The organism is Shumkonia mesophila (assembly GCF_026163695.1).
Taxonomy (GTDB): Bacteria; Pseudomonadota; Alphaproteobacteria; order Rhodospirillales; family Shumkoniaceae; genus Shumkonia; species Shumkonia mesophila.
In genome coordinates this window covers 1-25,881 of record NZ_JAOTID010000011.1, presented here as the reverse complement: position 1 = coordinate 25,881, position 25,881 = coordinate 1, and the positions used below count along the sequence as shown (strand labels likewise).

Below are 25,881 nucleotides of genomic sequence, written 5' to 3'. Positions count from 1 at the left end.
ATCATGAGGCTTCTTGCAGGCTTCAACGCGCGGATGAACCGGCTTCTGGAATATGGCGTCATCGGCATTTTCGGGGTCATGACGACGGTCATCTTTCTTCAGGTCATCTTCCGCTACGCCCTGGAGCAGTCGCTCTCGTGGTCCGAGGAACTGGCCCGCTATCTGTTCATCTGGTTGACGTTCCTGGGCGCGAGCGTGGCCATCCGCGAAGGAACGCACATCCGCGTCACGCTGGCGGTCGACGCCATCAAACACAGGGCGACCAACCTTTCCCTGAGCCTGACCGCCAATCTTCTTGGCATCGCGTTCCTCTATATCCTCATGACGAAGGGCGTAACCGTGGCGATGCGGGTGCTGGCACTCGAGCAGATCTCGCCGACCATGGAATTCCTGCCGATCGGGGTGATCTATCTGGCGATCCCGATCGGCTGCTTCTTCATGATCCTGAACCTTCTGGAACAGTCATACCGTCAATGCACGGATCTGGTCAGCGGACGCTAGGGGAGCGACGATGGGTATCACCTTGTTTGCAGCGTTCTTCGCGTTCGTCGTCCTGGGCGTGCCGATCGCGATCGCACTGGGCCTCTCGGGGGTCGTAGCCCTGGCATTGCACAGCCAGGTTCCCCTCATGGTCATCGTTCAAAAAGTCTACGGCGGCGTCGATTCCTTCACCTTGATGGCCATTCCCTTCTTCATCCTTGCCGGCAACGTCATGAGTTCGGGGGGCGTCTCGCAGCGCCTCGTCGACCTGGCCGGTTCCATCCTCGGCCGATTGCCCGGCGGGTTGGCGCAGGTGACGACCGCGGCCTGCACGTTCTTCGGGGCGATTTCCGGATCGGCCCCGGCGACGACGGCGGCCATCGGTTCGGTGATGGTCAAGCCGATGGTCGACAACGGCTACGACAGGGCGTTCGCGGGTGCGGTGGCCGCGGCATCGGGAACCATCGGCCTGCTGATTCCCCCCAGCATCACCCTGGTGATCTATGGGGTGATCACCGGCGTGTCGATCGGCAAACTGTTCATGGGCGGCATCCTGCCCGGGCTGCTGATGAGCCTGGCGCTCATGACCGTGAACCACGTGATCTCGACGCGCAAAGGGTATCGAGGCGGCGAGCCCTCGTCGGTCAAAAGGATCGTTCATGCCGGGCGCCGCAGCATCTTCGCCCTGCTCATGCCGGTGATCATTCTCGGCGGCATTTACGGCGGCGTTTTCACACCGACCGAGGCGGCGGTGGTGGCGGTGTTCTACGGCCTGTTCGTCGGCTTTTCGATCCACCGCGAACTGAAAATCGGCGACCTGCCGTCCATCCTGCTGGAGACCGGCAAGAGCACGGCGGTCATCATGTTCCTGATCGCCACCGCGCACATCTTCAGCTACCTGCTCGCCAGCGAACAGATCCCGGCCAAGCTGACGGTGGCGATGCTGGAGGTGTCCAGGGACCCCCACGTCCTGCTGCTGATGATTGTGCTGTCGCTGCTGGTGGTCGGCACATTTCTCGACAATGCGGTGGCCGTGGTGCTGATGACGCCGATCTTTTATCCCGTCATCATGCAGGCGGGCATCGATCCCCTCTATTTCGGCGTCCTCATGATCCTGGTGCTGGCCATCGGGCAGGTCACGCCGCCGGTGGGTTTGTGCCTGTTCGTCGCCTGCAACATCGCCAAGGTGGGAATCGAAAACCTGTCCTGGAAAAGCGTTCCCTACCTCTTCGCGCTGATGGCGGTGGTCATCGTCCTGATCATCGTTCCCGACATCATCCTGCTCATCCCGAGCAGCATGGATTTCTGAGGACGGCACGCACAAGGGGGGGCTCGACGGCCGGACCCTGTCGCCGACCTTCACGGCATCCCCTTGAGCCCTGGAAAAGCCCGCGACCGCCGCGGGCTTTTCGCTGCCGGGATATTCCATTGACATATCCCGGCCGGCAACACCCGCGAGTTCGAGCGGCTCGACGGCCTGCGCGTCGTAATTTCGGGGACACCATATTTAATTCACCTTCTTCGCCCTCGGCGGCGAACGGACCTCTTGCGAATTAAATATGGTGTCCCCGAAATGATCCAAGGTCCGAGGCGGATCATCTTGACTCGTTACACGTAACATCCTAAATGTTATGCGTAACGTCTTCTTTAAGGGTCCAAGCCATGGCAAGTACGGCGGAACGGCAGCGGAAACGGCGGCGACGGCTGCGCGAAAACGGCTTTGCCGACGTTACGGTAACGGTGCGCCAGGGCGACAAGGCCCGTTTGCGCCATTTCGCCCACACGCTCAACGAGGGGCAGGCCCCGGCCTTCTTTTCCGGAACCCGCCTGCCGGCCATCATCCGCTCCTTGCGCGCCGCCCGCGCAGAGCTCGAACGCCGTGGCATCGTCCATGCGGCCGTCTTCGGCAGCACCGCGCGCGGTGAGGATCGGCCCGACAGCGACGTGGATATCGCCATCGACACCGATCCGGCGGTGGTGCGCGACGTGATCGACATGATCGGCGCCGTCGAAGCGGTGCGCGCGGCCCTGTCCGACGCCCTGCGGGTCGAGGTCGCGGATCGCCGGACCCTCAGGCCGGGCATCCGCGAACGGGCCGAACGGGATATGATCCATGCCTTCTGAGCGGGCCCGCCGCCGCCTCGAGGACATGCTGGAGAACATCGCGCGCATCCGCGCCCATGTCGGCGGCGCCGACGTCGACGCCTTCCTCGCCAGCCCCCTGATGCAGGACGCCGCGGAACGTTGTCTTGAAAGGATCGCCGAAGCGGCGCGCAAACTGGGCGACGCTTACGATGCCGAGTTTCCCGACGTCGGCCTGCGCGAGTTGCGCGGGTTCGGGAGCGTCTTGCGCCACGACTATGACGCCATTCATCCGGGACTGATCTGGGGCTTTGTCGAGCGCCGCCTGGGGCCGCTCGAAACCATGGCGAAGACGCTTCTCGCGCGGCTCCCGCTCCCGAAATTTCGGGGACACCATATTTAATTCACCTTCTTCGCCCTCGGCAGCGAACGAAACCTCTTGTGAATTAAATATGGTGTCCCCGAAATTACCCCGAAATTGCCCCCTACCCCCGCATCTCCGGCACCGGGGTCGGCAGCGGCTGGCCGGCGAAGAAGGCGTCGAGGTTGGAGCGGCAGAGTTCGGCCATGCGCCGGCGCGTCTCGTGGGTGCCGCTGCCGCGGTGCGGCATCAGCACCACGTTGTCCATGGTCCACAGATCGGCCGGCACGTGCGGCTCGTTCTCGAAGACGTCGAGCCCGGCGCCTGCGATGCGGCCTTCCTTGAGCGCCGCGACCAGCGCCTTCTCGTCGACGATGGTGCCGCGCGCCGCGTTGACCAGGAAGCCTTCCGGCCCCAGGGCGTCGAGCACCGTGGCGTCGACCAGATGGCGGGTGGAGGCGCCGCCCTGGCAGGCCACCACCAGAAGATCGCTGGCCTTGGCCAGCGCCACCGGGTCGGGATGGAAGGGATAGGGCACGTCCTGCTGCTTGGTGTCGGTATAGGCGACGACGGCGCCGCAGGCTTCCAGCCGCCGGGCGATGGCCTTGCCGATGCGCCCGAGGCCGATGATGCCGGCCGTCTTGCCGATGATGCTGTTGGCCAGCAACTCGCGCGGTTCGGTCGGCCAGCCGCCGGTGCGCACCAGGCGGTCGAGCACGACCAGCTTGCGCGTCACGGCGAGCGCCAGCAGCAGCGCGGTGGTGGCGGTCTCGTCGGTCAGCACGTTGGGGGTGTGGGTGACCATGACGCCGCGCGCCTTGGCGGCCTGCACCTCGATGCCGTCGTAGCCGACGCCGAAGTTGGCGATGATCTTCAAGTTCGGCAGCGCCGCGATGTGACGCTCGCGAAATACGCTTTCGCCCTTGGTGACGACCGCCGTGATGGTCGCCGGATCGAGGCCGGGCACGTCGGCCGGGCTGTCGAAACCGGTCATGTCGAACATCTCGAAGCGGCCGTCGAGGACGGCCCGCATTTCGGGCTGGATGCCGGGGGCGAGAAGAAGCCTGTGCATGACGTTACCTCCGCAGTTGTCGGTTGGACCGGTCCGCCATCGGCGCCGGTCGACAGGAAGGGAAAGGACCCTCAGCCGTCAAGGCCGAACCCCGATTTCCAAAGGTCGTAGGCCCGCCCCACCAGCGAGGGGTCGGGCAGGTCGCCCGCCACCGCGGCGGCGATGCCCTCGACCTGGGCCGGCGAGTTGAGCCCGACGATGACGCTGCCCACCAGCGGCGAGGCCAGCGCGAAGCGCACCGCGAAACCCGTCATCGAGGCGCCGATCTCGGCGGCGAAGCTCTCGGCGATGCGGGCCCGCCGGGCCAGGTCCTTGGCGTACCTGGGCTCGCGGAAACGGTCATCCGCCTTCAGGCGGGCGGGATCGCGGGCGTCCGTCAGGATGCCCTCGTAGAGCGGCCGGATGCACAGGAACCCCATGCCGCGGCGCTCCATCTCGGGGAACAACTCGGCCATCTCCATCTCGATGGGATTGTAATAGGCGATGAGGCCGGCGAAGCGCCCCGTTTCGATGGCCGCCCTGGCGCACGGCACCGTGTAGGGGAAGGTCATCAGGTGGCCGACCTTGCCCTCGGCTTTCATTTTTTCAAATGTGGCCCAGACGTCGTCCATAACCGCCGGCAGCATGGGCAGGCGCAGCGCATCCTCGTTGGGCTCGGAGCGCCACATCCATTGCAGCACCGCGATGCGCTCGGCGTGCAGGTCGGTCAGCGCCTCCTCGACGCGCAGGCGGAACTTGGCCGCGTCGAAGCGGCCGCCGTCCTTGAAATCGGGGACCGGCACCTTGATGACGTGATGGACGTCGTGGCGCTTGGGATGGTCCCTGAGCACCCGTTCCATCATCCAGCGGGTTTCGTATTCATAGCTGGAATGCAGGAAGTTGATGCCGGCATCGAGCGCGGCGCGCAGCGCGGCCTCGCCGGCCTTCGACCGGGCGTCGCCCCCCGGCGTCTTGGCGGCGGCCCGCATGGGCCCCAGGCAGATCACGGAAACGTCGAGGTCGGTGCCGGCCAGGCGACGGTATTTCATGACAATCCCCTTCCCCTCAGTCGTGAACGACCGTGACCGGCCGCCCCTCGGCCGACGCTTGCAGGATGGCGTCGATGAAGCGGTGCGTGCGCAGCGCCACCTCGCCGGAGACCAGCGGATCGCGGCCTTCGTCGAGCGCGTCGAGGAAATCCCTCAGCACCTCCCGGTGGTGGTCGTGCGGAAAGGCCATGGGGTCGGCCCCGGTGCCGCCCACGGCGGTATCGGCCTCGACGGTTTCATGGCTGCCGTCGTGGTAGGAAACCGTGAGCTCGGTGCCGGTGATCAGCGCCGAGCCCTTCTCGCAGAAGAACTGCATGCGCTCGGGGAAGCCGGGATAGGCGGTGGTGGTGGCGTCCACCACGCCGATGGCGCCATCCTCGAAGCGCACCGCGGCGGCGACGATGTCCTCGGTCTCCATCCGATGGACCGGACTGGTCCTGGCGTAGCCGGTGACCTCGATGGGCCTGGCGGTCAGGGACAGGAAGACGTCGAGCGGGTGGATGCCCTGGGTCAGCAGCACGCCGCCGCCATCGCGCAATTTGTCGCCGCGCCCGGGCTGGTCGTAATAGCCCTTCTGCGGCCGCCAGACGGGGATGAACACCGAGGCGCCGACGATTTTGCCGAGTTGGCCCGAGGCCAGGATCTCGCGCAGCCTGATCCCCGGCCGCCGGTGGCGGTGCTGGAGCACGATGCCTAGGCGCACGCCGGCCTTACGGCAGACGCCGATCATCTCGGCGGCCCGCTCGGAGGTGATTTCCAGGGGCTTTTCCAGCAGGACGTGCTTGCCGGCCGCGGCGAAGCGGGACACCAGGTCGAGGTGGCTGTCCGGCGTGGTCAGGATCAGCGCGCAGTCGACGGTGGGGTCCTTCAGCGCCTCCTCGGGATCGCCGCTCAGCGGAAACGGGAACTTCTCGCCGAACGCCTTGCGCCGCCCTTCCGAGCGGTTGCAGGCGTAGGCGACCTCGACGCGCTCCGATAGGTCGAGCAGGCTCTTGGCGTGCGGCGTGACCGCCATGCCGAGCCCGATGATGGCGATGCGATGCTTCTTCGTCACAATTGCTCTTTCCCCCCGTCATCGATGAAGCCCCCGGAACGTAGGGTGGATGGCGCCGAGCGTCAATGCCGCCCGTCCCGCACGGGGAATGCAGCGGCGACAAAAAGGTTCACCACAGAGAACACGGAGAACACCGAGGGTCACAGAGAATCCTGAAAGCGCGGGCGACGCCCGCGCAATCCCCTCTTCTCAGTGCCTTTCTCCGTGTTCTCAGCGTTCTCTGTGGTGAACTCCTTTCCGACATCGGCATGGACGCAAGCGCCTAATCCTTTGGAATCGGCACCGGGCGCGTGCTAAAAGTGGCCCTGCCAATTCGGGCGCGGGAACCGGCGGCGTCGACGCCGGCAACCCGAAGCCCCGTCATACCGACAATCTCCCCTGAGAAGGAAGCCATCGCAGGATGTCCAGCAAAGTCGTCAGCGCCGCCGAGGCGGTCGCCCTCATTCCCGACGGCGCCGTCGTCGCCGTCAATTCGTCGAGCGGTCTCAACACCCCCAACTTCGTGCTCAAGGCCATCGGCGAGGCCTTCGAAAGCCGGGGCCGGCCGCGCGACCTGCATTTCTTCCTGCCCATCGCGGCGGGCGACATGTACGGCGTCGACGGCATCGACCATGTGGCCAAGCCGGGCCTGCTGGCCCGCGTCATCGCCGGGTCCTACCCCAGCGGCCCGTCGAACCGCGAATCGCCCAAGATCTGGCAGATGATCGGCGCCGACCAGGTGCCGGCCTACAACGTGCCGAGCGGCATCCTGTTCGACATGATCCGCAACGCCGCCGGCAAGCGAGCCGGCGTCTTCACCCAGGTCGGGCTGGACACCTTCATCGATCCCCGCCGCCAGGGCGCCAAGATGAACAAGGCGGCCAAGGGCGACATCGTCAAACTGGTCGAGATGGGGGGCGAGGAGTGGCTGCACTTCCCCAACATCCCGCCCGACGTCGCCATCATCCGCGGCACCACCGCCGACGAGAAGGGCAACATCTCGATGGAGCACGAGGGCGGCTATCTGGGCGCGCTCGACGTCGCGCTGGCTGCCCGCACCAACGGCGGCTTCGTCATCGCCCAGGTCAAGCGCGTCACCACCGCCGGCTCGATCCCGCCGCAGCGGGTCTTCGTGCCCTCGACCATGGTCGACTTCGTGGTGATCGACCCCGACCAGTGGCAGACCACCGAGACGCCCTACGATCCGGCCATCTCGGGCGAGGTGCGCCGGCCCTTCAGTTCGTTCCCGCCGGTGGCCTTCGACGCCGAGAAGGCGATTGCCAGGCGGGCCACGCTGGAGCTTTGCGCCGGCGACGCCGTCAACCTCGGCTTCGGCATTTCCCCCATCATCCCGCGCATCCTGATCGAGGAAGGCCAGGCCGAGGCCGTCACCTGGGTCATCGAGCAGGGCGCCGTCGGCGGCGTGCCACTCGACGGTTTCGCCTTCGGCTGCTCGGCCAACGCCCAAGCGATCATTCCGTCCCCCACCCAGTTCACCTATTTCCAGAGCGGCGGCGAGGACTGCGGGCTGCTTTCGTTCATGGAGGTGAGTTCCGAGGGCGACGTCAACGTCTCGCGCCTGGCGTCGAAGCCGCACGTCACCGCCGGTGTCGGCGGCTTCATCGATATCACGTCGCACGGCAAAAAGCTGGTGTTCAGCGGTTTCTTCACGGCAGGGGGGCTGAAGCTCGACCTGACGGGGGGCAAGGTGACCATCCTTCAGGAAGGCAGGTTCCCCAAGTTCGTCGAGGAAGTCGAGCACGTCACCTTCAGCGGCCGGCGCAGCCGCAAGCTCGGCCAGGACATCACCTATGTCACCGAGCGTTGCGTGGTGAAGCTGATGCCCGAAGGGCTGGTCGTCACCGAGGTCGCGCCCGGCATCGACGTTGCGCGCGACGTCCTGGGCCAGGCCCGTGCCAGAATGACCGTCAGTCCCCACCTCAAGACGATGGACGCGCGGCTGTTCAAGCCCGAGCCGATGGGCCTGGTGCTGCCCGAACGCACAACGCCGCGCTTCCGCTCGGCAAGGAGCTGAAGTATTTCGCGATGCGGTCGAATCATCCCCGCCGTCTCACCCCCCTCCCGACCTCCCCCCATCGAGGGGGGAGGGGAAGAAAGGGTGACGCGAGACGCGTTCCCTCCCCCCTTTGCGGGGGAGGGACAGGGTGGGGGGCACGCCCGCGTCAGCCCAATCGCAGAAGGCACTAGAGACATGGCCGAACCCGAGAAGATCCTGTTTGCCGTCGAGGCCGGTGTGGCGACGATCACGCTCAACCGCCCCGACAAGCTCAACGCGCTGGACACCGACATGCTGGACGGCCTGGAGGCGCTGATCGCCAAGATCGACGCCGACCGCGACATCCGCGCGGTGATCCTGAAGGCCGCCGGCGAGCGCGCCTTCTGCGCCGGGGCCGACATCAACGCCTGGGCGGAATTGAAGCCGCTCGGCATGTGGCACACCTGGATCCGCCGCGGCCATCAGATCTTCGGCCGCCTGGCCGGCCTGCGCCAGCCCTCGATCGCCGCCATCGCCGGCATCGCCTTCGGCGGCGGCCTCGAACTGGCGCTGTCCTGCGACCTGCGCGTCGCCGCCGAGACCGCCAAATTCGCGCTGCCGGAAGTCACCATCGCCACCGTGCCGGGCTGGACCGGCACCCAGCGGCTGCCCCTTCTCATCGGCGAAGCCCGGGCCAAGCAGATGGTGCTGACGGGCCAACGCATCGACGCGCCGACCGCCGCCGCCTGGGGGCTGATCAACGAGGCGGTGCCGATGGCCGATCTCGATAAGCGGGCCAACGAACTGGCCCGCCAGATCGCCGCCAACGCGCCGGTCTCGGTGCAGACCGCCAAGCAGTTGATGAACGCCGCCCTCGGCCGCGACGCCGCGGCGACGCTGGAGGCGCTGGCCGGCAGCATGACCGGCTTCACCGAAGACGCGATCGAGGGCCGCGCCGCCTGGGCCGAGCGCCGGCCGCCGAAATTCACCGGAAAATGACCCCTTTGCACGGAGGAACAATGTTCGAAGATCTCAAAGGCAAATCCGTTCTCGTCACCGGCTCCTCGACCGGCATCGGCGCCGCCGTCGCCAAGGGCTTCGCCGCCGCCGGCGCCCGTGTCGCCGTGCACGGCAATTCCAGCAAGAAGGAAGCCGAGAAGGTGGTGGCCGACATCAAGGCGGCGGGGGGCGAGGCCATCCTCACCATGGGCGACGTCATGAAGACGGTCGTCATCGAGCGCATCGTCAAGGAAACGGTCGCCGCCTTCGGCGGCCTCGACGTGCTGGTCAACAACGCCGGCAGCCTCTATCACCGCGCCGCCCTCGAGCAGCAGGACGACGAGCTCTACGACAACGTGACCGACCTCAACATCCGCTCGGTGGTGTCGGCCTGCCGCATCGCCGTGCCGCACCTGAAGAAGAGCAAGGGCTGCATCATCAACACCGGCTCCATCGCCGGCCACAACGGCGGCGCCGTCGGCGCCGGGCTCTACGCCGGGGCCAAGGCCTTCGTCCATTCGTGGACGCGCACCATGGCCATCGAGCTGGGTCCGGACGGCATTCGCGTCAACTGCGTGTCGCCGGGCGTCATCCTCACCCCCTTCCACGAACGCTTCAGCAACCCCGAGAAGCTGGAAGGCGTTCGCGCCACCATCCCGCTGCGCCGCCTCGGCGTCGCCGAGGACTGCGTGGGGATCTATCTCTTCCTCGCCTCGGAAAAGATGGCCGGCTACATCCACGGCCAGGTGATCGAAATCAACGGCGGCCAGTACTTCAAATAGCCGTTCGGGGACAGCGCATGGTGGCGCGCTGTCCCCGCAACGTCCTCGCGGCCGGCGTCAGGCGGCGGTTTGCGGCGCCTTTCCGTTCCGGTAAAGCGCGAACTCCTCGGCCATCGCCCTGGCGACACTCGGCCATTTTCGCAGGCGGTCGAAATAGGCCTGGACGGCCGGCCATTTCCCAAGATCGATGCCGGTGGAATTGGCCCAGTTGAGCACCGTCGTCAGATAGGCGTCGGCCACCGTGAAGCGGTCGAGCAGGAACTCGCGGCCGTCGAGCGCGTCGTTCAGATAGGCGAAACGCTGTTCCGCGCACTGCCGGGCGAAGGCCTTGGCCCCCTCGGGACTGTTCGGCGAGAACAGCGGCGAAAACACCGCCTTGTGCAACTCCGAGGTGATGAAGGCGAGCCACTGCTGCAGCCGATGGCGCTGAAAGCCTTCCTGCGGCGCCAGGCCCGCCTCGGGCTTGAGGCCGGCCACGTACTGCAGGATGGCCGTGTTCTCGGTCAGCCGCTCGCCGTCGTCGGTGCGCACCACCGGCACCTGACCCATGGGGTTGACGGCCAGAAAATCGGAGCCGTCGGCGACGCGCTTGGTCTTGGTGTCCACCCGGACGTAATTGCAGTCGAGCCCCGCCTCGTAGAGCGCGATGCGGGTGGCCATCGAACAGGCGAGGGGCGAGAAATAAAGGTCCATGGCGAAGTCTCCCGTCTATTGATTTTTGTACCGTATCGCATGAAAATAGAACCGATCAAGGATTTTTTTGCGAAATGGTACAAAAATCAACCAAACGGGGACGGCCCTGCGCCTACGACGCCGACGACGCCCTGGCGCGGGCCCGCGACGTGTTCTGGCAGGTCGGCTACGCCGCGACCTCGCTCGACGACATCAGCGCGGCGACCGGCATGGGCCGGCCGAGCCTGTACGGCGCCTTCGGCGACAAGCGGGCCCTCTATCTCGCCGCCCTCCAGCATTACCAGGCCATGGCGGGCCGCGACCTGAGAGCGGCCCTCGCCCCGGAACAGCCGGTCCGCGAGGGGCTTCGCCTCGTCTACGACCATTCGCTGGCCCTTTATTTTCCCGCCGGCCAGGCCGCCCGGGGCTGCTTTCTGATCGGCACGGCAGTCACCGAAGCGGCAGCCGACCCGCACGTCAGGACCGCGCTTGCCGACGGCTTCCGCGCCCTCGACCGGGCCTTCGAAGACCGCATCCGGTTGGCCCAACGGACCGGCGAAGTAAAAAAGACGGACGATCCGGCCGCCCTGGCCAAGCTTGCCTCGGCGACCCTCTATTTCCTGGCCATCCGCGCGCGCACCGGCGAGACGCGCGAAACGCTCGAAGCCGTGGCGACGTCGGCGATCGACCTCATTTGCGGACCGGCCGATCGAGGCCGGCCGACGACATCCACGGCCCGGTGATCGAAATCGACGGCGGGCGGGACTTCACGTAACGCCGCGACGGCTGCCAACGTATCGGGCACCGGCCTCACCGCCGGCGCCCGGCCTGTTTTCGCACTCGCCCTTGCGCGCTTAGGATAAATGTAGTAACGTTGCTACATTACGGATGCGGGAGGGTTTTCCATGGCCGTCACCACCTTTTCCAGCCGGGAGTTCAACCAGGATACCGGCAAGGCCAAGAAGGCGGCGCGAAACGGGCCGGTGATCATCACCGACCGCGGCCGGCCGGCCCACGTCCTGCTGACTTTCGGGGAATACCAGCAACTGGCCGGCCCGCAGGCCAGCATCGTCGACCTGCTGGGGATGCCGGGCGTCGAGGACATCGAGTTCGAGGCACCGCCGGCGCGCGGCCTCTATAAGCCGGCGGACTTTTCCTGATGTTCGTGCTCGACACCAACGTGGTGTCCGAACTGCGCAAGGCGAAGGCCGGCAAGGCCGATGCCCACGTCGCGGCCTGGGCCGGCAGCGTAACGCCCGGAGTCCTCTACCTGTCAGCCATCACGGTCCTCGAACTGGAACTGGGCGTGCTCCTGCTGGAGCGCCGCGATCCGGCCCAGGGCGCCGTCATGCGCGCCTGGCTGGAGAGCCACGTCCTGCCGGCCTTCGCCGGCCGGGTGCTACCCGTCGACACGACGGTCGCCCTGCACTGCGCAAGGCTGTACGTGCCGGACCCGCGGGCCGAGCGGGACGCGCTGATCGCCGCCACCGCCCAGGTGCACGGCATGACGGTCGTCACGCGCAACGTCGCCGACTTCGCCGCGACCGGCGTGCCCGTTCTCGATCCGTGGCAATTTCGGTGACAGTGCACTAAATTCGCGGCAACAACGGTGCCCACCTGGAACGGGAAATGCCGTCGAATTTAGTGCACTGTCACCGAAATTATTTCGTGCCCTACGCCGCCGCGAATTCCTTCAGCCCCAGCCTTCCCACCGTCTCCGGGCTCGGGCGGCCTTCCTCGGTCCAGCCGCGCAGGTCGTAGTATTCGCTGAGCATCGGGTAGAGGGGCGGCACCTCGAAGTTGAGGTCCTGGCCGACCTTTTTCAGGGTACGCAGGCGGGGCGGCAGGTTGTCGTCCTTGCGGGTCACGCCGCGCCGGTTGGAAATCATGCGCTTCAACTGGAAGCCGCGCTCGCCCAGCGTCATGAAGTCCTCGAAGGCAAGGTTCCGGCCGGTGATCAGGTTGTACCAGCCCAACACGTGGGTGCCCTTGGCGGCGTTGTTGAGCTGGTCGAAGTTGCAGAAGACCAGGCTGTCGCGCAGGTTCATGTAGTTCTGGAGGTTGACCACGAACTGGGCCTTGCCCTCGCGCTCGCGGCCCTTGGCCGGTTCCATCTGGCCGACCTCGGGGAAGGTGACGACCAGCTCGTAGGCGTGCGACAGCGAGGTCAGGTGGCAGCCGCCGCGGTTGCCGGTGGCATAGGAAAGGCCGTGCCCCCACGAGAAGCGCGGGTCGTGCATGGGCAGTTCCAGGCCCTTGACCTCGACGGCGTATTCCTCGGCCCCGTGGCCGATTTCCCGGGCGGCCTTGTGCGACCCGTGGCACAGGATCTCGCCCAGCCCCTTCTCGCGAAAGGCGATGCGGCGGATCAGCTCGATGTTGGAATCGGGGTGGTTCATGCCGAGTTCGAGGCCGCCGGTGTCGGCCTTGGTCAGCAGGCCCTTCTCGAAGCATTCGTTGGCGAAGCCGATGGTGCCGCCGGTCGAGATGGTATCCAGCCCATAGCGGTTGCAGGACTCGTTGGCCTTGGTCACGGCCGCCAGGTTGTCGACCATCTGCACGCTGCCCAACGCGCCCAGGTTCTCGTACTCCGGGCCCTCGACGATGCCGTCGGTGGCGTAGGGACCGTCGTTCACCCGGACTACGCGCGAGCAGATGATCGGGCAGCGTTTGCAGCCGGCCCTTTTGACCTGGATGGTCTCGGCCATGACGACGCCGTTGATCTTGCCGGCCAGCTCGATGGCCCGGGCGTCGCGCCAGTTGTTGATGGGAAGATTGCCCAAGCGCTCGTTGTTGGAGAAGCTGCCCGGCGTGCCGTACTTGGCGAACATCTCGAGCGCCTTCCTCATCCGCGCGACGTCGAGCTTCAGCGTCTCCTCCAGCCCCTTGGGGTCGGCGAAGGCGGGAAGGGCGTCGCCCACCTTGGGGATGACGATGGCCTTGAGCTTCTTCGATCCCATCACCGCGCCCATGCCGCCGCGCCCGGCCACCCGGGTGTGGCGGCCGTCGTGGGCGATGCAGGCCATGGGGACCAGCAATTCCCCGGCCGGGCCGATGACGGCCGAGGCCTGGGACTTGCCGAAGGCTTCGGTCAAGAGATCGTCGGTCTCGAAAACATCCTTGCCCCACAGATGGCCGGCGTCCTTAAGCTCGAACCGGCCGTCGTCGATGACCAGCATGACCGGCTTTTTCGAGGCGCCGGTGAACACCAGGCCGTCGACGCCGGTGAGCTTCAGCTGGCGGCCGAAGGCGCCGCCGGCGTTGGATTCGCAATAGATGCCGGTCAGGGGCGACAGCGCGATCACCTCGTGGCGGTTGCCGCCGGGCACGCCGGCGGCGGTGAACGGGCCGCTCAGCATGATCAGCGGATTGTCGGGCCCCAGCGGGTCGGTGTCGGCGCCGACCATGCGGGCCAGCAGCGCAGCGCCCAGGTTGGCGCCGCCGATGAAGTCGGCGAGGTCCCGGGTGCCGATTTCGCGGAACTCGACCTTGCCGCGGGTGAGATCGATCCAGGCCAGGCGATCGTGATAGCCGTACATTCTCGTCGTCCTCTTCTTGCGGTTCGGCGCCCAACGGTCGATGGGGCGGGCGTCCGATTACCCGTTCGTTCTTTAGGGAGACTATAAACAAGGACGGTCGCCCTGTCTTCCTTTCCGGCAACCTTGACGCCATGGACGGCCGATCTCATTTGGCATATGCTAAGGCATAGGCTGGAGAGGTTGCCATGGCCGCAGAACGACACGTCAAGCTGTTCAAGAACGGCCGCAACCAGGCGGTGCGGATTCCCCGCGAGTTCGAACTGCCTGGCGAGGACGCCATCATGCGCAAGGACGGCGACCGGCTGATCATCGAGCCCACTCAGCCGGCCTCCCTGCTGGCGGTGCTGGCGACGCTGGCGCCGCTCGACGAGGAGTTTCCGCCGATCCCCGATCCGGCGCCCGATGCCGTCGATCTGTGATGCGCTACCTGCTCGACACCAACATCGTCTCCGACCTCGTCCGCAATCCGCGGGGGCGCGCGATGCGGCGCATTCGCGAGGTCGGCGAGGCCAAGGTCTGCACCAGCATCGTCGTCGCGGCGGAGCTTCGCTATGGGGCCGCGAAAAAGGCGTCGCCACGGCTTTCCGCCCAGCTTGAAGCGGTGCTGGGGGCTCTTGAGGTTCTGCCCCTCGACCTTCCCGCCGACGCCGCCTATGGCCGGGTTCGGGCCCGTCTGGAAGCGGCCGGGCGACCGATCGGCGCCAACGACCTGCTGATCGCCGCCCACGCCCTTGCGCTCGGCCACACCGTCGTCACCGACAACGAACGAGAGTTCGCCCGGATCGACGGCCTCGCCTGCGAGAACTGGCTGCGTGAGGACTGAAGGGTGACTTGAGAGAGGACTTTTATACGGCCCCGGTCTTTCGCGGTGGGCGCCGAATAACAAAGTCGGGAGCCCCCCTTTAAGGACCCCACCCTTGCCACTCCAGGCTCGGGTCCGGGATGGTTCCCCCAATTGGCCTGTGCTAAATTCATAGTTGCAGATGCAGGGAGCGGGGGACCATGGGCCGCCGGATTTCCCTTATCACATGCACCTTTACGTTGATCGTGTCCGCTTGGCTCGCGGTGCTGGGCGTTGTCGCGTCGACGGCTTATGCGGACGCCAAGCGAATTGTGCTGAACTGCACAATTGAGGAAGGCGCACCACAAGCATACCGATCAATCCAAATCATGATTGATGAAAATATTGGTATTGTAATCTACAATTACCAACTGGTAGGTGATAACTACAATAGAGAAATAAATAAAGATACATTTATAGATTTATCCATGAAGATATCTATAAACGACAGCAAGTTTATGCTGGCAAACAATTCATCAGGAGCTTTCGTTATAACAAAACATGACGGCCGATTTGTCCATGCATTTGTGACGCCGATTCCCGCCAAGGATGGGAATTGGGTCGCGTTCGGCAACACCCATTGGGGAACCTGTGCCCGAAGCCCTTTTGACTGAACGCATCGAGCCGAGGTGTAGCGTTTGGCATGGAAATGGATCGGAAGGCACCAGCCGGACGGAAACTGGCAATGAGGACCATTGCGCTGTTATCGGTCGCTGTTGCGCTCCTCGGTTGCAGCACAGGCAGAGGGCCGCCGCCAAGGCCGGGAACATTCGAATCCATGTTCTGGTCCCAAGAAGAGATCGACGCCGCGCACGACGCGAGATGCCGCGACATGGGCTTCGAGCGTGGGACCGAATCCTACGGCTATTGTCGCCTCAAGCTCGAAGAAATACGCGCCGGAAGCTCTGGAGGCGGCAAACCCCGAGCGGCTGGGAATGACGCCGGAAATGGTCAGCAGGGCCTTTCCCTGCCGTGTATAGACGCGCTCTCGCGGGGCGACAACGGAGCCGCGTTCATTTTCTGCAAATAGCTCGTCAACGCCCATCGCGGATTGACGGAGCGGCGGTCCCGATATTAGACTAGTCTGACTAGACCAGTCCGGAGACCTGCCATGAAGACCGTCGGGTCCTATGAAGCCAAGACTCATCTTCCCCGCCTGCTCGAAGAGGTCGAGCGCGGCGCCGAGATCACCATCACGCGCCACGGCAAGGCCGTCGCCCGGTTGGTCCCGGTCGCCGAGCGCGTCGACGAGCGCCGCCTGAAAGAGACGGTCGAGAGCCTGAAGCGCTTCCGGCGCGGCCGCCACCTGGGCGGCGCCACCATCAAGGAGATCATCGAGGAAGGCCGGCGATGAGCGGCCTCGTTCTCGACGCGTCCTGCGCGCTCTCCTGGTGCTTCGAGGAGGAGGGCGGCCCGGATGCCGACGCGCTGATCGACCGGGTGGCGGCGGTCGGCGCGCTGGTGCCGGCCCTGTGGCCGCTCGAGGTCGCCAACGCGTTGGTGGTCGCGGAACGAAGGAACCGCATCGGCCGCGACGACAGCCTCGCCTTCATCGCCATGCTCGAAGAACTGCCGATCGCCGTCGACGGGAGCACGGCGGCCCGCGCCTTTCACGAAACGATCGCGCTGGCGCGCGACCACGCGCTGTCCAGCTACGACGCCTCTTATCTCGAACTGGCCTTGCGCGCCAAATTGCCGCTGGCCACCGGCGACGGGGCGCTGCGGCGTGCCGCGAAACGGCTCGGCTGCGAATTCCGCTGACGTCCGGCCCTTGACGGGGCGGTGCGGGTTGCCTTTTATTGGCTCTACCAATTCCGTCGCCCGCCGCGGCCTGAGTCCCGGCGACCGTTATCGGCTGACTGCCTTGTCACACATCGGGAAGAAGGAAGCGCAATGACTGCACAAGCGGACATCGGCCTCGTCGGCCTTGCCGTCATGGGCCAGAACCTGGCCCTCAATATCGCCGATCACGGATACAGGATCGCCGTCTTCAACCGGACCACGGCGACCATGCGCACGTTCGTCGACTCGAAGGAGGCCAACGGCAAGCCGGTCGTCGGCTGCGACACCATGGCCGACCTGGTGGCGGCGATCAAAAGGCCGCGCGCCATCATCCTGATGGTCAAGGCCGGCGCCCCGGTCGACGAGCAGATCGCCCTGCTGCGGCCGCTGCTGGAGGAAGGCGACATCATCGTCGACGGCGGCAATTCCCATTTCCGCGACACCCAGCGGCGCGACCGCGAACTGACCGCAGCCGGCCTGCACTTCATGGGCACCGGCATTTCCGGCGGCGAGGAAGGGGCGCGCAACGGCCCCTCGATCATGCCCGGCGGCACGGCGGCGGCCTACGCCAAGGTCGGCCCCATCTTCCAGGCCATTTCGGCCAAGGTCGACGGCGAGCCCTGCTGCATCCACATCGGCACCGACGGCGCCGGCCACTTCGTCAAGACCACCCACAACGGCATCGAATACGCCGACATGCAGTTGATCGCCGAGGTCTACTCGCTGATGCGCAACCTGCTGGGGCTTTCGGCCAAGGAGATGGCCGGGACCTTCGCGGCGTGGAACCAGGGCGACCTCGATTCCTATCTCATCGAGATCACCGCCGACATCCTGGGCCAGGTCGACGAGGAAACCGGCAAGCCGATGGTCGAGGTCATCGTCGATCGGGCCGGCCAGAAGGGCACCGGGCAGTGGACCAGCGCCTCGGCCCTGGAGCTGGGCGTGCCGGCCCCGACCATCGCCGAAGCGGTGTTCGCGCGCGCGCTGTCGGCCCTCAAGCCCGAACGGGTGGCGGCCGAAAAGATCCTCGGCGCCGCGACGCCGAAATTCACGGGCGACAAGGCGGCCTTCGTCGACGACCTCAAGGACGCCCTGCTGGCGTCGAAGATCTGCGCCTACGCCCAGGGCTTCGCGCTGATCCAGGCGGCCAAGGACGAATTCGGCTGGGACACCGACCTGGGCCGCGTCAGCATGATCTGGCGCGGCGGCTGCATCATCCGCGCCCGCTTCCTCAATCGCATCAAGGAGGCCTACGACCGCGACCCCGCGCTTAAGAATCTGCTGCTCGACCCCTATTTCCGGGCCTTCGTCGAAAAGGGCCAGGGGGCGTGGCGACGCGTGGTGGGGGCGGCGGTGGCCAACGGATTGCCGGTGCCGGCGCTGGTTTCCGCGCTCTCCTACTATGACGCCTACCGGTCCGGCCGGCTGTGGGCCGACCTCATCCAGGCCCAGCGCGACTATTTCGGCGCCCACACCTTCGAGCGGACGGACCGCGAGGGCTGGTTCCACCGCGAGTGGGCGCGGGGCTGACCGACAAAACAACACAAGGGGGGTCAAGCATGTTCATCATCGTCATGGGGGTGTCGGGATGCGGCAAGTCGGCCGTCGGCAGCCGCCTGGCCGAAAAGCTCGACGCCCATTACGCCGAGGGCGACGAGTTCCACTCCAAGGCCAACATCGAGAAGATGCGCAACGGCATCCCGCTCAACGACGACGACCGCTGGCCGTGGCTCAACGCCATCGCCGAGGCGATCGATGACTGGCGGACCCACGGACGCGACGCCGTCGTCGCCTGCTCGGCGCTGAAGAAGGTCTATCGCGAGATCCTGAGGGACGGCCACGACGACGTCGTCTTCGTCCACCTCAAGGGCTCGATGGACCTGATTGCCGGAAGGATGGCCAAGCGCCAGCACGAGTACATGCCCTCGTCCCTGCTGCAAAGCCAGTTCGACACCCTGGAGCCGCCCGACGACAGGACGGAAAACTCGGTCACGGTGGACATCGCGCCGCCGCCCGAGGCGATCGTCGAAACCGTCCTCGACCACCTGCGGGAGAAGGGAACGATCGCGTAGAGTCCAGCGGCACCCCCTCCCCAACCCTCCCCCGTCAAGGGGGAGGGGGAAGAGAAGGGGAGGGAGAAAGAGGGAGAAACGGCGCCGTTGCGTCCCCTCCCCCCTTCGCGGGGGAGGGACAGGGAGGGGGGGGCGCCGTCCCCGCCGCTACTTCTTCAAAAACTCGGCGTTGACGCAGTTGTAGAGGTTGCCGTCGCGCAGGAAGTCGACGGCGGTCTTCACCGATTTCTTGCGCAGCGTCACGATGCTCTCGGGGCTGTGGAAGGCCGAGTGCGGGGTCAGCACGACGCGGCCGTGCAGCCACGGCTCCTTGGTCCGCCACGCCTTGATCAGCGGATGGTTCAGTTGCGGCGGCTCGATTTCCAGCACGTCGAGGCCGGCGCCGTCCAACTGGCGGCTTTTCAGCGCCTCGTAGACGGCCTCCAGCACCACGGTTTCGCCGCGCCCGGTGTTGATCAGGATGGCCCCCTTCTTGACGTGCGACAGGGCCTTGGCGTCGATCATGTTGCGGGTCTCGGCCGTCAGCGGGGTATGGATGCTGACGACGTCGGAGCCGGCCAGCAGCTCCTCGAGCGAGAAGGCGCGCCCGAAGCCCAGGCCCAGCTCGATGCCGGGACGCAGGTAGGGATCGTAGAACCACACGTCGAGGCCGAAGGCCTTGGCCCGCATGGCCGTCGCCGTGCCGATGCGGCCCAGCCCGACGATGCCGATCCTGCGGCCCAGCAGGCGGCGCTTGATGGGCGGCGTGTGGAACATCCATTCGCCGATGGGATCGCCGCGCAGGCGCTCGTTGTGCTCGACGATGCCCCGCGTCAGGCCCAGCAGCAGGCCGATGGCGTGCTCGGCGACGTCCATGGTGCCGTAGTCGGGCACGTTGCACACCGGAATGCCCATGGCGCCGAAACCCTTGAGGTCGACGTTGTCGAAGCCGACGCCGGCCCGCACCACCAGCTTGATGTTGTCGAGCTTGGCCATGATGGCGGGCGTCACCGGAATCTTCTCGTAGAGCGCCAGGGCATGGCAGGACCGCCACGACTCGTCGGTGATCTTGGCCTCGATGCCGGGCTGCCAGCGATAGAAGTCGATGGTGAAATCGGGACCCGCCACCTCGCGTTCGAGGTCGGCGTCGTCGTATCCCAGGTCGGGAATGAGAATGCGCATGCTTCCTCTCATCGTTCCTGTGTGCCTATTGAGGCGCTTGTTTGTCGGCGCCGGCAAAACGGGCGAAAGGCCGCCGGCGTCCCTGCACGGACTTCACGGAAAATGACGTCGGGCTCCCCGCCCCCTTTATAATGTACTTTGCATCCGAAAGCCTAAATTCTTTTCGGGCGGAATTCAATAACCGCAATGCGCGGGCGTCCCCGAAGATTCCGTTTCCGCCCATCGCCGCCGCGATGGTATGCATCAACGGAACGGTTGAGAAAAGGGTCCCCTGCATGGAGAAATCCGTGAGCGACGCGCCCACCGCCGGCAAGCGCGATCCGGAAACCCGGCGGCGCTGGCTTGCCGACGCCGCCCGCCGCGAATTCATGGCCAAGGGCCTGGAGGGCGCCCGGGTCGACGAGATCGCCAAGCAGGCCGGCGTCAACAAGCAGCTGGTCTATCACTACTTCGGCAGCAAGGAGGCGCTCTACCTCGACATCCTGGAAAAGACCTACGAGGCGATGATCGAGGCCAAGTCCTCGCTCGCCCTCGATACCCTGGCGCCGCCGGCGGCCATCGAGCGCCTGGTCGGCTTCACCTTCGACTACATGGCGGAACACCCGGAATTCGTCGCCCTGCTCAACGACGAGAACGTGCACAAGGCCCGCCACCTGCGCCAGTCCCAACGCGTGTCGCCGATGCACAAGCGCCTCATCGCCATGATCGACGCGGTGATGCGCCGGGGCGAGAAGGACGGCTCGCTGCGGCCCGGCATCGACACCGTGCAGTTCTACATCACGCTTTCCGGCATGTGCTATTTCACCTTCACCAACATGCACACGCTTTCGGTGGTGTTCGACCGCGACCTTTCCACCCCGGCCGCGCTCTCGACGCGGCGCGCCCACATCATCGAGATGATGATGGCCTCGGTCAGGCCGTAGGGGAACGCGCCACCGGCGGGTTCTCCATGCAGAAACCGCTCGCCTATCCCCAGCGCTTTGCCTATACGTGCGGCGGTTGATGCCTGAGGTTCGCCGCCCATGAAAACGGTCCTTTCCATCCAGTCCCACGTCGCCTTCGGCTATGTCGGCAACCGGGCGGCGGCGTTCCCGCTGCAGCGGCTGGGTTACGACGTCATCGTCGTCAACACGGTGCAGTTCTCCAACCACACGGGCTATGGCGCGTGGACCGGCCAGGTCTATGCCGCCGAGCACGTCGCCGACGTGCTGAACGGCGTCGACGCCCGTGGCGCCCTCGCGGGCTGCGCCGCCGTGCTGTCGGGCTACATGGGCGATGCCGGGGTCGGGCACATCGTCGTCGAGGCGGCGGCGCGGGTGCGGGCGGCCAACCCCGGCGCGCTTTATTGCTGCGATCCGGTCATGGGCGACGTCGGCCGCGGGATTTTCGTGCGCCCGGGGATCCCCGAATTCATGCAGGCGCACGCCGTGCCGGCGGCCGACGTCATCACGCCCAACCAGTTCGAGCTGGAGTATCTGACGGGCCGTTCCGTGCGCACCCTGGCCGATGCGCTTCAGGCTACGGCGGCCCTGCGCGCGATGGGGCCCCGCGTTGTCCTGGTGACCAGCCTGACGCGCGACGACGCGCCGGCCGGCCGCATCGAGATGCTGGCCGACGCCGAGGACGGATCGTGGCTGGTGTCGACGCCCCGGCTGCCGATCGAACCCGCGCCCAACGGAGCGGGCGACGCGGTGGCGGCGTTGTTCCTGGCCCATTACCTGAAGGAGCGGGATGCCCGCGCCGCCCTCGAACAGGCCGCCGCCGCCATCTATGCCGTCTTCGAGGCGACCCATCGCCTGGGAACGCGCGAGTTGCAGTTGATCGCCGCCCAGGACGAACTGGTGGCGCCAAGCCAGGTGTTTGCCGCCGAAAAGGTGCGATAGACAGGCAACGACCGGCCTCGTGAGGGCCGCGGCGAGGGTCCGTTTCCACGCGACGGCCTTTCCATGGGGCTCGCTCGGTGTGGAGACCGTAGGGGGATCGCATCAAACCCTCCTCTCCGCCCCGGGGGGCGGAGAGGATCGAGGTGAGGTGGGGGACCTCCGCGCGACGGCATGACCCCACCTCGCCGGGCCCGGCTTCGCCGCGCCACCCTCTCCGCCCCGCCGGCGGAGAGGGTAAGGCTTGGTCTGAACCGGCTACATCGTTGACAGAGATGCCATTCAGGGAGACTTGTGTATTGGACGAGACGGTTCGGTTTGTGGCGACGTATCTGGAGGCCGAGGAGGCCGCGCTTCTACACCTCGCTGTTCGACGACAGCCGCGTGCTTGACGTCGCCCGCTACACCGCCGCCAATCCGGACCGGGAGGGATAGCCGGCCGGGCTCCGGGACACACCCTTGCCCTCTGCGATGCGGACTGGGGAAGAGCCAGTCTGCGGAGCCGGCTTTGCAACCCGGCGCCGACCGAACAGTGAATCCGTTCCGGGAAATCAGCAGGAAGGACGGCTTCGATCCGGTCGACGGCCTGGGCGGCGGCTCCCGCCGTTTCATCGATGGCTTCGCGGACGATGCTCTTGGGCACGCCGGCCCTCTCTCCCGTCTGAATGATGGTGGCCTCCCCCAGCCGCCAGAAGGCAAGCGGCTGGGGGGCCTGTTTTCAGGGGTGGTGGGGATCAGGCCTTGATGAATTCGAGCACGTCGGCGTTGAAGCGCTCCGCCTCGAGTTGAGCGAGCCCGTGCGAGCTGCCCTGATAGATCTTGTAGACGGAGCCCTCGACGAGCTTCGCCGCCTTATCGGCCGAAGCCGCGATCGGGACGATTTGGTCGTCACCGCCGTGGATGATCAGCGTCGGCCTGTCGATCTTCTTCAGATCTTCGGTGTAGTCGACTTCCGAGAATTCATGAATGCAATCGTACTGGCCCTTGATGCCGCCGGCGAGGCCCTGCAGGCGGAAACTCTCGCGGAAGCCCTCGTTCACCTTGGCACCTTCACGATTGAAGCCATAAAAGGGCAGCGTCAGGTCGTAGTAGAACTGCGACCGGTTGGTCGCGACGCCGGCCCGGATGGAATCGAACACCTCGATCGGGGTGCCCTCGGGGTTTTCCCGGGTCTTCAGCATCAGCGGGGGAACGGCGCCGACGAGCACGACCTTGGCGACGCGGCCGGTTCCGTGGCGGCCGATATAATGTGCGACTTCACCGCCGCCAGTGGAGTGGCCGATCAATACGGCGTTCCTCAGATCGAGCGCTTCGATGAGCTCGGCCAGGTCGTCGGCATACTGGTCCATGTTGTTGCCGTCCCAGGGCTGATCCGAACGGCCGTGGCCGCGCCGGTCATGGGCGACGACACGAAAGCCCTTGCCGCCGAAGTAAAGCATCTGGGCGTCCCAGGCGTCCGAAGACAGCGGCCAGCCATGCGCGAACACAATGGGCCGACCGTCGCGCGGCCCCCAGTCCTTGTAGAAGATCTTCGTTCCGTCCCTGGTGGTGATGGTGTTCATGATCAAATCTCCTTTTGAGTTGAGCGTTGCGGTCGCAGCGAAAAGCTGAGTTGGAGCGGCCATGAAGGCCGCGAGGCCAGCGCCGAGAACGAGTGTGTCCCGGCGGGTGATTTCAAAGGTGTCCTGGCCCATGGGCTTCACTTCCTTTTTAAATCGTTAGCGATTAAATCGTGTACGATCTATTTAGGTGAGGCCGAACCCGCTGTCAAGCGCTTGCGATTAAAGCGTGCACGATTTAGTTTTAGAGCGATGAGACGAACGCCCAATGAAAGGACCAACCCGATGTCGGACCCCCTGAAGCTGGAAAATTTCCTATGCTTCTCGATCTACTCGGCCGGGCACGCCTTCAATCAGTTCTATCGGCCGTTGCTCGACGAGATCGGCCTTACCTATCCGCAGTATCTGGTGATGGTGAGTCTCTGGTCCCGTGACGACCAGACCGTAAAGAAAATCGGCCAGGCGCTGTCGCTTGAATCCAACACGCTGACACCGCTCCTAAAGCGGCTCGAGGCATTGCAACTGATCTCGCGGACGCGCGACCCGAAGGACGAGCGGCAGGTGCGGATTCGCCTGACCCAGCAGGGAAAGTCGCTAAAGCGGCAGGCGGAGCGCATTCCCGTTTGTATCGCCGATGCGTTAGGCTTGCCCGCTGACGAGTTGAAAGAGCTGCACGACAAGATGCTGCTCGTTCAACAACGGCTCCAGCGCAGCGCCGACAAGAGATGGAGTCCCGGCACATAGTCGCAGTGAGCGCCGCTTCGATGGCCAACCGGGGGACGTCCACCTTGGGTCAGGGCGCCGATTGCGCCCAATGTCCTGTTTCAGGACAGAAAATCGGCCCAGAAAGGTCAGCATTGGGTCATCAGTGGCTTCGGTCCCGCTCGGTTGAAGATCTGCTATCGCTATTTGGACGCTAGAAGCTGCCAGCAAGCACACGTGAAGAGTTTCGGGCGCCGTGAGGCGTACGAAAGTCCCCGAGGAACGAACCCGCGGGCCGCGGGCTGTGGTCTATGGGGATTTCGGTTTTGGGTCGGTCTTGAGACTGACTCGACAGGGGTTGGGGCCCATCGCGGTTGGCGTCGACGGGCTGTCATGGGGGCGGATCGGGCCGCGCCTTCGCCGTGAACGGCTGGCGCTGGAGCCTGTTGCGGCGGGAGTGGTGATGGCCGGCGCAAACCGGCCCGTTGCCCGAGGCAGAGGAGCCGCGAGGTCTTGCGAGGCCAGGCCGTGCCGGGTCACGGCGCCTTTCTCCCGGCTGGTGTAGTGTTCGACGGCGGCGCGCGCGGTTGGTGCCATCGGGCGAAGGTCTCGATGATGACCATGCGCCCCCCGCAGCAAGGGCATGGCGGTCGCGTGTCGAGCGGTTCCTCCGGTCCGTCGTCATCGGCCGGTGGCGCAACCGCCAGCAGCTCACGAGCGCGATCCAGACCGGCCTGGCGGGAAGCGCCGGCGAGCAGGCCATAGTGGCGGATGCGATGGAAGCCGCGCGGCAGGACATGAAGCAGGAAGCGGCGGATGAACTCGTCGGCGGCGAGCGTCATGACCTGCTGGCGGTCGGCGCCGTCGCGGCGGTAATCCTTGTAGCGGAAGGTGACGCCGGTCTCGTCGAAGCCGATGAGCCGCCGGTTCGAGATGGCGACCCGGTGGGTGTAGCGGGACAGATAGGCGAGCACCGCCTCGGGGCCGGCGAAGGGCGCCTTGGCATAGACGACCCAGCGCTTCTTGCGGACCGGGGACAGGTGGTGCAGGAAGGCCCGCCGCCCGGCGAGGGGCGCCAGGGTGCCGAAGAAGGCGAGCCGTCCTGCATCGTGCAGTGCGATCAGGCGGGTAAGGAAGAGGCGGCGGAACAGCTTGCCCAGCATGCGCACCGGCAGGAGGAACGCCGGGCGCGACGGTACCCACCGGCTGCCGTCGAGGGCAATGCCGCCACCCGGCACGATCATGTGCACATGGGGATGGTGGGCGAGCGCCGAGCCCCAGGTGTGGAGCACGGCGGTGATGCCGATGCGGGCGCCGAGGTGCTTGGGGTCGGCGGCGATCGTCAGCACCGTCTCCGACGCTGCCCGGAACAGCAGGTCATAGACCAGCGCCTTGTTGTGGAAGGCGATGTCGGCGACCTCGGCGGGCAGCGTGAAGACGACGTGGAAGTAGCCGACCGGCAGGAGATCGGCCTGGCGCTCGGCCAGCCAAGTGCGCGCGGCGGCGCCCTGACACTTGGGGCAGTGCCGGTTGCGGCAGCTGTTGTAGGCGATGCGCCAGTGCCCGCAGTCCTCGCAGGCCTCGACATGGCCGCCCAGCGCGGCGGTGCGGCAATGTTCGATCGCCGACATCACCTTGAGCTGATGCAGGCTCAGATGCCCGGCATGGGCGGACCGATAGGCCGGTCCGGCGGCGCGGAAGATATCGGCGACTTCGAGCGAGGCGGGCACGCCTCAGCCATCGGGCGTGACCTCCTCAGGCGTGAAGAGGCCGAGCTTGTCGAGCGGGCTGGTCACGGCGCGCGCCGTTCGTGTCGCGACCTTGGTGTAAAGGGCGGTGT

28 protein-coding genes are annotated in these 25,881 nt (G+C 65.9%); 20 read left to right on the top strand and 8 right to left on the bottom strand.

What is annotated here, in order from left to right:
• Positions 1-3: 3 nt before the first annotated feature.
• From ODR01_RS17000 to ODR01_RS16985, 4 genes are all read left to right on the top strand, one after another.
• Positions 4-501 (top strand): TRAP transporter small permease, encoded by a 498-nt coding sequence (locus ODR01_RS17000; protein ID WP_316978887.1) that lies wholly within the window; start codon positions 4-6, stop codon positions 499-501.
• Positions 502-511: 10 nt separating this feature from the next.
• A complete protein-coding gene (locus ODR01_RS16995; protein ID WP_316978886.1) occupies positions 512-1,789 on the top strand; it encodes a TRAP transporter large permease in 1,278 nt (425 codons plus the stop codon).
• Positions 1,790-2,142: 353 nt separating this feature from the next.
• Entirely contained in the window at positions 2,143-2,604 is a 462-nt protein-coding gene (locus ODR01_RS16990) for a nucleotidyltransferase family protein (protein ID WP_316978885.1), read from the top strand.
• A gap of 25 nt (positions 2,605-2,629) precedes the next feature.
• A complete protein-coding gene (locus ODR01_RS16985) occupies positions 2,630-2,965 on the top strand; it encodes a HepT-like ribonuclease domain-containing protein (RefSeq protein ID WP_316978884.1) in 336 nt (111 codons plus the stop codon).
• A gap of 82 nt (positions 2,966-3,047) precedes the next feature.
• Here the strand turns inward: ODR01_RS16985 and ODR01_RS16980 are convergent, their stop codons facing one another.
• The 3 genes from ODR01_RS16980 to ODR01_RS16970 form a co-directional block, all read right to left on the bottom strand.
• Positions 3,048-3,995 (bottom strand): 2-hydroxyacid dehydrogenase, encoded by a 948-nt coding sequence (locus ODR01_RS16980; RefSeq protein ID WP_316978883.1) that lies wholly within the window; start codon positions 3,993-3,995, stop codon positions 3,048-3,050.
• Positions 3,996-4,066: 71 nt separating this feature from the next.
• Positions 4,067-5,023 carry an aldo/keto reductase gene (locus ODR01_RS16975; protein ID WP_316978882.1) on the bottom strand — a complete coding sequence of 319 codons (957 nt, stop codon included), beginning with the start codon at positions 5,021-5,023 and terminating at the stop codon, positions 4,067-4,069.
• Between the two features lie 16 nt (positions 5,024-5,039).
• Entirely contained in the window at positions 5,040-6,077 is a 1,038-nt protein-coding gene (locus ODR01_RS16970; protein ID WP_316978881.1) for a Gfo/Idh/MocA family protein, read from the bottom strand.
• Between the two features lie 400 nt (positions 6,078-6,477).
• On the opposite strand from ODR01_RS16970, the gene ODR01_RS16965 reads away from it, so the two are divergent.
• The 3 genes from ODR01_RS16965 (at position 6,478) to ODR01_RS16955 (ending at position 9,833) form a co-directional block, all read left to right on the top strand.
• Entirely contained in the window at positions 6,478-8,091 is a 1,614-nt protein-coding gene (locus ODR01_RS16965; RefSeq protein WP_316978880.1) for an acyl CoA:acetate/3-ketoacid CoA transferase, read from the top strand.
• Positions 8,092-8,268: 177 nt separating this feature from the next.
• The gene (locus ODR01_RS16960) at positions 8,269-9,051 is read left to right on the top strand and encodes an enoyl-CoA hydratase/isomerase family protein (RefSeq protein WP_316978879.1); all 783 of its coding nucleotides are present in this window, start codon (positions 8,269-8,271) and stop codon (positions 9,049-9,051) included.
• Between the two features lie 20 nt (positions 9,052-9,071).
• The gene (locus tag ODR01_RS16955; protein ID WP_316978878.1) at positions 9,072-9,833 is read left to right on the top strand and encodes an SDR family NAD(P)-dependent oxidoreductase; all 762 of its coding nucleotides are present in this window, start codon (positions 9,072-9,074) and stop codon (positions 9,831-9,833) included.
• A gap of 57 nt (positions 9,834-9,890) precedes the next feature.
• On the opposite strand, the gene ODR01_RS16950 is transcribed toward ODR01_RS16955, so the two are convergent.
• Complete coding sequence (locus ODR01_RS16950) at positions 9,891-10,526, bottom strand: glutathione S-transferase N-terminal domain-containing protein (protein ID WP_316978877.1); 636 nt, start codon at positions 10,524-10,526, stop codon at positions 9,891-9,893.
• 74 nt (positions 10,527-10,600) lie between these two features.
• On the opposite strand from ODR01_RS16950, the gene ODR01_RS16945 reads away from it, so the two are divergent.
• The 3 genes from ODR01_RS16945 to ODR01_RS16935 all read left to right on the top strand — a co-directional run bounded on the left by ODR01_RS16945 (position 10,601) and on the right by ODR01_RS16935 (position 12,087).
• Positions 10,601-11,248 (top strand): TetR/AcrR family transcriptional regulator, encoded by a 648-nt coding sequence (locus ODR01_RS16945; RefSeq protein WP_316978876.1) that lies wholly within the window; start codon positions 10,601-10,603, stop codon positions 11,246-11,248.
• A 162-nt stretch (positions 11,249-11,410) separates the two neighbouring features.
• Complete coding sequence (locus ODR01_RS16940; protein WP_316978875.1) at positions 11,411-11,665, top strand: type II toxin-antitoxin system Phd/YefM family antitoxin; 255 nt, start codon at positions 11,411-11,413, stop codon at positions 11,663-11,665.
• Positions 11,665-12,087 carry a type II toxin-antitoxin system VapC family toxin gene (locus ODR01_RS16935; protein WP_316978874.1) on the top strand — a complete coding sequence of 141 codons (423 nt, stop codon included), beginning with the start codon at positions 11,665-11,667 and terminating at the stop codon, positions 12,085-12,087. Before ODR01_RS16940 ends, ODR01_RS16935 begins: the two co-directional genes overlap by 1 nt.
• 91 nt (positions 12,088-12,178) lie before the next feature.
• Here ODR01_RS16935 and ODR01_RS16930 read toward each other — a convergent pair whose 3' ends face one another.
• A complete protein-coding gene (locus tag ODR01_RS16930) occupies positions 12,179-14,044 on the bottom strand; it encodes an aldehyde ferredoxin oxidoreductase family protein (protein WP_316978873.1) in 1,866 nt (621 codons plus the stop codon).
• Between the two features lie 185 nt (positions 14,045-14,229).
• Between ODR01_RS16930 and ODR01_RS16925 the strand changes: the two genes are divergently transcribed.
• The 7 genes from ODR01_RS16925 (at position 14,230) to ODR01_RS16895 (ending at position 18,739) form a co-directional block, all read left to right on the top strand.
• Positions 14,230-14,463, top strand: a complete 234-nt coding sequence (locus ODR01_RS16925) for an antitoxin (RefSeq protein WP_316978872.1) — start codon at positions 14,230-14,232, stop codon at positions 14,461-14,463.
• Positions 14,463-14,867, top strand: coding sequence for a type II toxin-antitoxin system VapC family toxin (locus ODR01_RS16920; RefSeq protein ID WP_316978871.1), 405 nt, complete (start codon positions 14,463-14,465; stop codon positions 14,865-14,867). The genes ODR01_RS16925 and ODR01_RS16920 overlap by 1 nt, the downstream gene beginning before the upstream one ends.
• Before the next feature lie 179 nt (positions 14,868-15,046).
• Positions 15,047-15,499 carry a hypothetical protein gene (locus tag ODR01_RS16915; protein ID WP_316978870.1) on the top strand — a complete coding sequence of 151 codons (453 nt, stop codon included), beginning with the start codon at positions 15,047-15,049 and terminating at the stop codon, positions 15,497-15,499.
• Between the two features lie 497 nt (positions 15,500-15,996).
• Positions 15,997-16,239: a type II toxin-antitoxin system Phd/YefM family antitoxin gene (locus ODR01_RS16910; RefSeq protein WP_316978869.1), complete on the top strand. Its 243-nt coding sequence runs from the start codon at positions 15,997-15,999 to the stop codon at positions 16,237-16,239.
• Positions 16,236-16,646 (top strand): type II toxin-antitoxin system VapC family toxin, encoded by a 411-nt coding sequence (locus tag ODR01_RS16905; RefSeq protein ID WP_316978868.1) that lies wholly within the window; start codon positions 16,236-16,238, stop codon positions 16,644-16,646. Before ODR01_RS16910 ends, ODR01_RS16905 begins: the two co-directional genes overlap by 4 nt.
• Positions 16,647-16,778: 132 nt before the next feature.
• Positions 16,779-18,197, top strand: coding sequence for an NADP-dependent phosphogluconate dehydrogenase (gene gndA / locus ODR01_RS16900; protein WP_316978867.1), 1,419 nt, complete (start codon positions 16,779-16,781; stop codon positions 18,195-18,197).
• A gap of 29 nt (positions 18,198-18,226) precedes the next feature.
• Entirely contained in the window at positions 18,227-18,739 is a 513-nt protein-coding gene (locus ODR01_RS16895; RefSeq protein WP_316978866.1) for a gluconokinase, read from the top strand.
• A gap of 147 nt (positions 18,740-18,886) precedes the next feature.
• Here ODR01_RS16895 and ODR01_RS16890 read toward each other — a convergent pair whose 3' ends face one another.
• Positions 18,887-19,900: a C-terminal binding protein gene (locus ODR01_RS16890; RefSeq protein WP_316978865.1), complete on the bottom strand. Its 1,014-nt coding sequence runs from the start codon at positions 19,898-19,900 to the stop codon at positions 18,887-18,889.
• Positions 19,901-20,187: 287 nt separating this feature from the next.
• Between ODR01_RS16890 and ODR01_RS16885 the strand changes: the two genes are divergently transcribed.
• Together ODR01_RS16885 and pdxY are read left to right on the top strand one after the other, a co-directional pair.
• The gene (locus ODR01_RS16885) at positions 20,188-20,823 is read left to right on the top strand and encodes a TetR/AcrR family transcriptional regulator (protein ID WP_316978864.1); all 636 of its coding nucleotides are present in this window, start codon (positions 20,188-20,190) and stop codon (positions 20,821-20,823) included.
• A gap of 99 nt (positions 20,824-20,922) precedes the next feature.
• A complete protein-coding gene (gene pdxY, locus ODR01_RS16880; protein WP_316978863.1) occupies positions 20,923-21,783 on the top strand; it encodes a pyridoxal kinase PdxY in 861 nt (286 codons plus the stop codon).
• A 731-nt stretch (positions 21,784-22,514) separates the two neighbouring features.
• Here pdxY and ODR01_RS16875 read toward each other — a convergent pair.
• The gene (locus ODR01_RS16875) at positions 22,515-23,474 is read right to left on the bottom strand and encodes an alpha/beta hydrolase (RefSeq protein WP_316978862.1); all 960 of its coding nucleotides are present in this window, start codon (positions 23,472-23,474) and stop codon (positions 22,515-22,517) included.
• 150 nt (positions 23,475-23,624) lie between these two features.
• Here ODR01_RS16875 and ODR01_RS16870 point away from each other — a divergent pair, with 150 nt between their 5' ends.
• A complete protein-coding gene (locus tag ODR01_RS16870) occupies positions 23,625-24,083 on the top strand; it encodes a MarR family winged helix-turn-helix transcriptional regulator (protein ID WP_316978861.1) in 459 nt (152 codons plus the stop codon).
• A gap of 494 nt (positions 24,084-24,577) precedes the next feature.
• On the opposite strand, the gene ODR01_RS16865 is transcribed toward ODR01_RS16870, so the two are convergent.
• On the bottom strand, positions 24,578-25,771 hold the full coding sequence (locus ODR01_RS16865) for an IS91 family transposase (protein WP_316978860.1): 1,194 nt from the start codon (positions 25,769-25,771) through the stop codon (positions 24,578-24,580).
• Between the last annotated feature and the right edge of the window lie 110 nt (positions 25,772-25,881).

Excerpts from the sequence above, each read along its gene's own strand:
- ODR01_RS17000 (WP_316978887.1), top strand. The coding sequence starts at position 4 with ATGAGGCTTCTTGCAGGCTTCAACGCGCGGATGAACCGGCTTCTGGAA.
- ODR01_RS16980 (WP_316978883.1), bottom strand. The coding sequence starts at position 3,995 with ATGCACAGGCTTCTTCTCGCCCCCGGCATCCAGCCCGAAATGCGGGCC.
- ODR01_RS16915 (WP_316978870.1), top strand. The coding sequence starts at position 15,047 with ATGGGCCGCCGGATTTCCCTTATCACATGCACCTTTACGTTGATCGTG.
- ODR01_RS16955 (WP_316978878.1), top strand. The coding sequence starts at position 9,072 with ATGTTCGAAGATCTCAAAGGCAAATCCGTTCTCGTCACCGGCTCCTCG.
- ODR01_RS16995 (WP_316978886.1), top strand. The coding sequence starts at position 512 with ATGGGTATCACCTTGTTTGCAGCGTTCTTCGCGTTCGTCGTCCTGGGC.
- pdxY (WP_316978863.1), top strand. The coding sequence starts at position 20,923 with ATGAAAACGGTCCTTTCCATCCAGTCCCACGTCGCCTTCGGCTATGTC.
- ODR01_RS16960 (WP_316978879.1), top strand. The coding sequence starts at position 8,269 with ATGGCCGAACCCGAGAAGATCCTGTTTGCCGTCGAGGCCGGTGTGGCG.
- ODR01_RS16935 (WP_316978874.1), top strand. The coding sequence starts at position 11,665 with ATGTTCGTGCTCGACACCAACGTGGTGTCCGAACTGCGCAAGGCGAAG.
- ODR01_RS16950 (WP_316978877.1), bottom strand. The coding sequence starts at position 10,526 with ATGGACCTTTATTTCTCGCCCCTCGCCTGTTCGATGGCCACCCGCATC.
- ODR01_RS16975 (WP_316978882.1), bottom strand. The coding sequence starts at position 5,023 with ATGAAATACCGTCGCCTGGCCGGCACCGACCTCGACGTTTCCGTGATC.
- ODR01_RS16870 (WP_316978861.1), top strand. The coding sequence starts at position 23,625 with ATGTCGGACCCCCTGAAGCTGGAAAATTTCCTATGCTTCTCGATCTAC.
- ODR01_RS16920 (WP_316978871.1), top strand. The coding sequence starts at position 14,463 with ATGCGCTACCTGCTCGACACCAACATCGTCTCCGACCTCGTCCGCAAT.
- ODR01_RS16905 (WP_316978868.1), top strand. The coding sequence starts at position 16,236 with ATGAGCGGCCTCGTTCTCGACGCGTCCTGCGCGCTCTCCTGGTGCTTC.
- gndA (WP_316978867.1), top strand. The coding sequence starts at position 16,779 with ATGACTGCACAAGCGGACATCGGCCTCGTCGGCCTTGCCGTCATGGGC.
- ODR01_RS16895 (WP_316978866.1), top strand. The coding sequence starts at position 18,227 with ATGTTCATCATCGTCATGGGGGTGTCGGGATGCGGCAAGTCGGCCGTC.
- ODR01_RS16945 (WP_316978876.1), top strand. The coding sequence starts at position 10,601 with ATGGTACAAAAATCAACCAAACGGGGACGGCCCTGCGCCTACGACGCC.
- ODR01_RS16985 (WP_316978884.1), top strand. The coding sequence starts at position 2,630 with ATGCTGGAGAACATCGCGCGCATCCGCGCCCATGTCGGCGGCGCCGAC.
- ODR01_RS16890 (WP_316978865.1), bottom strand. The coding sequence starts at position 19,900 with ATGCGCATTCTCATTCCCGACCTGGGATACGACGACGCCGACCTCGAA.
- ODR01_RS16910 (WP_316978869.1), top strand. The coding sequence starts at position 15,997 with ATGAAGACCGTCGGGTCCTATGAAGCCAAGACTCATCTTCCCCGCCTG.
- ODR01_RS16930 (WP_316978873.1), bottom strand. The coding sequence starts at position 14,044 with ATGTACGGCTATCACGATCGCCTGGCCTGGATCGATCTCACCCGCGGC.
- ODR01_RS16965 (WP_316978880.1), top strand. The coding sequence starts at position 6,478 with ATGTCCAGCAAAGTCGTCAGCGCCGCCGAGGCGGTCGCCCTCATTCCC.
- ODR01_RS16925 (WP_316978872.1), top strand. The coding sequence starts at position 14,230 with ATGGCCGCAGAACGACACGTCAAGCTGTTCAAGAACGGCCGCAACCAG.
- ODR01_RS16940 (WP_316978875.1), top strand. The coding sequence starts at position 11,411 with ATGGCCGTCACCACCTTTTCCAGCCGGGAGTTCAACCAGGATACCGGC.
- ODR01_RS16990 (WP_316978885.1), top strand. The coding sequence starts at position 2,143 with ATGGCAAGTACGGCGGAACGGCAGCGGAAACGGCGGCGACGGCTGCGC.
- ODR01_RS16875 (WP_316978862.1), bottom strand. The coding sequence starts at position 23,474 with ATGGGCCAGGACACCTTTGAAATCACCCGCCGGGACACACTCGTTCTC.